This window comes from Dethiosulfatibacter sp., assembly GCF_983023055.1.
This window is the reverse complement of the sequence record NZ_CEZJXU010000381.1, coordinates 1-2,578: the sequence shown is the minus strand read 5'-3', so window position 1 is coordinate 2,578 and position 2,578 is coordinate 1. Positions and strand designations below refer to the sequence as shown.

5 protein-coding genes are annotated in these 2,578 nt (G+C 39.0%); all 5 read right to left on the bottom strand.

The window, feature by feature from the left end; translation table 11 throughout:
• The coding region (locus AC3AX0_RS11325) for an NAD(P)/FAD-dependent oxidoreductase (protein ID WP_487550390.1) at positions 1-366 on the bottom strand (366 nt) is incomplete at its 3' end.
• Positions 356-640 (bottom strand): (2Fe-2S)-binding protein, encoded by a 285-nt coding sequence (locus tag AC3AX0_RS11320; RefSeq protein ID WP_487550389.1) that lies wholly within the window; start codon positions 638-640, stop codon positions 356-358. The genes AC3AX0_RS11320 and AC3AX0_RS11325, both read right to left, overlap by 11 nt.
• Complete coding sequence (locus tag AC3AX0_RS11315; RefSeq protein ID WP_487550388.1) at positions 637-1,128, bottom strand: 4Fe-4S dicluster domain-containing protein; 492 nt, start codon at positions 1,126-1,128, stop codon at positions 637-639. The genes AC3AX0_RS11320 and AC3AX0_RS11315 overlap by 4 nt, the downstream gene beginning before the upstream one ends.
• Entirely contained in the window at positions 1,121-2,218 is a 1,098-nt protein-coding gene (locus AC3AX0_RS11310; protein WP_487550387.1) for an NAD(P)/FAD-dependent oxidoreductase, read from the bottom strand. The genes AC3AX0_RS11315 and AC3AX0_RS11310 overlap by 8 nt, the downstream gene beginning before the upstream one ends.
• A complete protein-coding gene (locus AC3AX0_RS11305) occupies positions 2,215-2,520 on the bottom strand; it encodes a (2Fe-2S)-binding protein (RefSeq protein WP_487550386.1) in 306 nt (101 codons plus the stop codon). The genes AC3AX0_RS11310 and AC3AX0_RS11305 overlap by 4 nt, the downstream gene beginning before the upstream one ends.
• Between the last annotated feature and the right edge of the window lie 58 nt (positions 2,521-2,578).

Sequence of the window (2,578 nt, the reverse complement as noted above, 5' to 3'; positions counted from 1 at the left end):
TACCATTTTTGACGGAATATTAAGAGAATTCTGAAGCTTTACATTTTTTTCGAACTGCTCCATCTCCTTTTCCGTTGATGCTAGAAGAAGGTATCCTCCCTGATAAAAACTCACATCCCTGTCGTATTCAAGTATTTCATTGGCATTTTCATAAAACTCTATACTTTGCTTGGCAAGTCTGCAGTTCATCTCAGTTCCCCACTGCATCCTAACTCCTGCGCCGCATCTTCCGGTGGAACCGCCAGCAATATATCCTCTATCTATTACAACTACATTTTTAACGCCTTTTTTAGCAAGGTTGTACGCAATTGAACAGCCTGAAATACCTGCTCCTATTATTACAACATCAGCAATTCTAGTCATCATTCCGTGCCTCCTCCGCAATCAAGTTCAGTTTCACACCAACGATTGGCGGTCTGTTTGTCTGGAACTTCAATTCCGTAATTGGTTTTCCCGTAGCTATTGACAGTTCTCTTAAAACTATCTGTCCACAGGTTTTTCCCTGACATGGTCCCATACCTATTCTTGTAATTCTCTTAATCTCTTCAAAGGTGTGATATCCTTCAGCTATAAGATCTCTCAGTTCCTTCAAGGTTACATCAGAACATCTGCAAACAATTACATTTTCACCATTCATCATTCTACCCCCACTTCAATATTTCTAAAATCATATATTAGATCCCTCGGTACTTCCAGTGTTATTACCAAGGTCCTATCAAGAGACTTTGAATTCAATACTTTTAAAACCTTTACATCGCTAAGATGATTTCCTTCTCTGTCAAGACCTCTAACTACCTGATCCTTTGATGGAACAGGTAGCATTTCATAGGGAATGGTCATATGCAGGTAATCTTCAGATTTAGATCCATCAACCAACATAATTGCTAGTCCGGGACATTTTCCAAGACATACTCCACAGCCTACACATTTTTCAGAAGATACTTCTGGAAGATTGTTAATGTCATCACCCATGTCTATGGCGTTAAATTTGCATGAAGTAGTGCATGGATTGCAGGGAATCTTCTGGAAGCATTCAATTACTGCAACGGGACCCTTATTTATAGTTTCAATTGAAGGAAACACCTTCATAATTTGTTCATCAGTTGCTATTCCATTAATTTCAAGCATTGTCACGACTCCTTTCAATTTGAGCTACTCCATCTCTTATGTGCTTTCCTACAGGGCCGGATCTCAAGCTGTTAAGCTGACTCTTGTAATCATTTAATAGTTCATCATAGTTTTCATGTACACAACCAATCTTTTTGGCCGTACACAGACCTGCCAGGTATCCTTCAACCATTGCGGCACTTGCTTCTTCAACACCGCTGCTGTCTCCAGCTGTGAAAATATTTTCCACGGTTGTTTCATAGTTGTCGTATCTCACAGGAACAAATCCGCTCAAACTTGATACATATTTCATTTCACATCCTACCATGGACAGAAGCTCGTTTAGAGGTGCCAGTCCAACTGATATGCACATTACATCAACATCAAGTTCCTTCTCGGTTCCATCAATGGGATTCCATTTTTCGTCTAGTTGACAAATAACTGCTTTTTCAAGATAGTCATCACCCTTTGCTTCAACAACAGTATGTCTAGTCATTATCGGAATTCCCATTCTTCTTATTTTAGAAGCATGTACATGGTATCCTCCGATTTTTGGAGCTGCATCTATTATTGCTTCCACTTTTACACCAGCCTGCATAAGCTGGTAACTTACTATTAGTCCTATGTTTCCAGCACCTACCATAAGAACCTTGTCTCCTGGTCTTACACCATAAACATTCATCAATGTTTGAACTGCGCCTGCTCCATATATTCCAGGAAGATCGTTATTCTTGAACGACAAGAATTTTTCAGATGCACCAGTTGCAACAATTACTGCATCAGGCTTAACTTTATAATATCTCGATTCATCTTCCATGAGTGTTATCATACCGTCTTCATAGAGTCCGACTACATTAGTGTTTCTTATAATTTCAATATTTTCCTTATACTTTTCAAGCTCATTAAATAAAATATCACTAATATCTATTCCTCTAGTCGATGCATATTGCTTTTCAGAACCAAAAAACATGTGGGTCTGTTTCACCAGCTGTCCACCCAGACTATTGTTTCTTTCTATAACGGTTACCTTGGCACCGGAAGAAGCCGCACTAATTGCTGCACAAAGTCCTGCTGGACCTCCTCCTACAATTGCTATTTCAGTTCTTTTCATTCCAAGCCTCCTTTGCCTCTTTGCGTTTCAACTATCATTCCATCTTTAAGTTGAGTAACACAGGTTTTTACATTGGATTTTCCATTTACAACCATAAGACAAGATGAGCAGTTACCTATTGCACAGTAGAATCCCCTTGGTCTGTGCTTGAAGATGCTCTCGCCCAAAACCTTTACATTTGATGCATGAAGTGCTGCCGCAACAGTTTCTCCCTCAAAACCTTCCATTTTTTCACCGTTGAATACAAAATTTATTTTTTTCCCTCTTTCAAAGTTTAAAATAGGATGCTCTTCAATTCTCATACTTCCTCCTAATAAGATCTAATCTATACTAATGCAATTACCATGCCAACGGTCATAT

Bases quoted from the DNA above. Each gene is read 5' to 3' on its own strand.
- AC3AX0_RS11320 (WP_487550389.1), bottom strand. From the start codon at position 640: ATGATGAATGGTGAAAATGTAATTGTTTGCAGATGTTCTGATGTAACC.
- AC3AX0_RS11315 (WP_487550388.1), bottom strand. From the start codon at position 1,128: ATGCTTGAAATTAATGGAATAGCAACTGATGAACAAATTATGAAGGTG.
- AC3AX0_RS11310 (WP_487550387.1), bottom strand. From the start codon at position 2,218: ATGAAAAGAACTGAAATAGCAATTGTAGGAGGAGGTCCAGCAGGACTT.
- AC3AX0_RS11305 (WP_487550386.1), bottom strand. From the start codon at position 2,520: ATGAGAATTGAAGAGCATCCTATTTTAAACTTTGAAAGAGGGAAAAAA.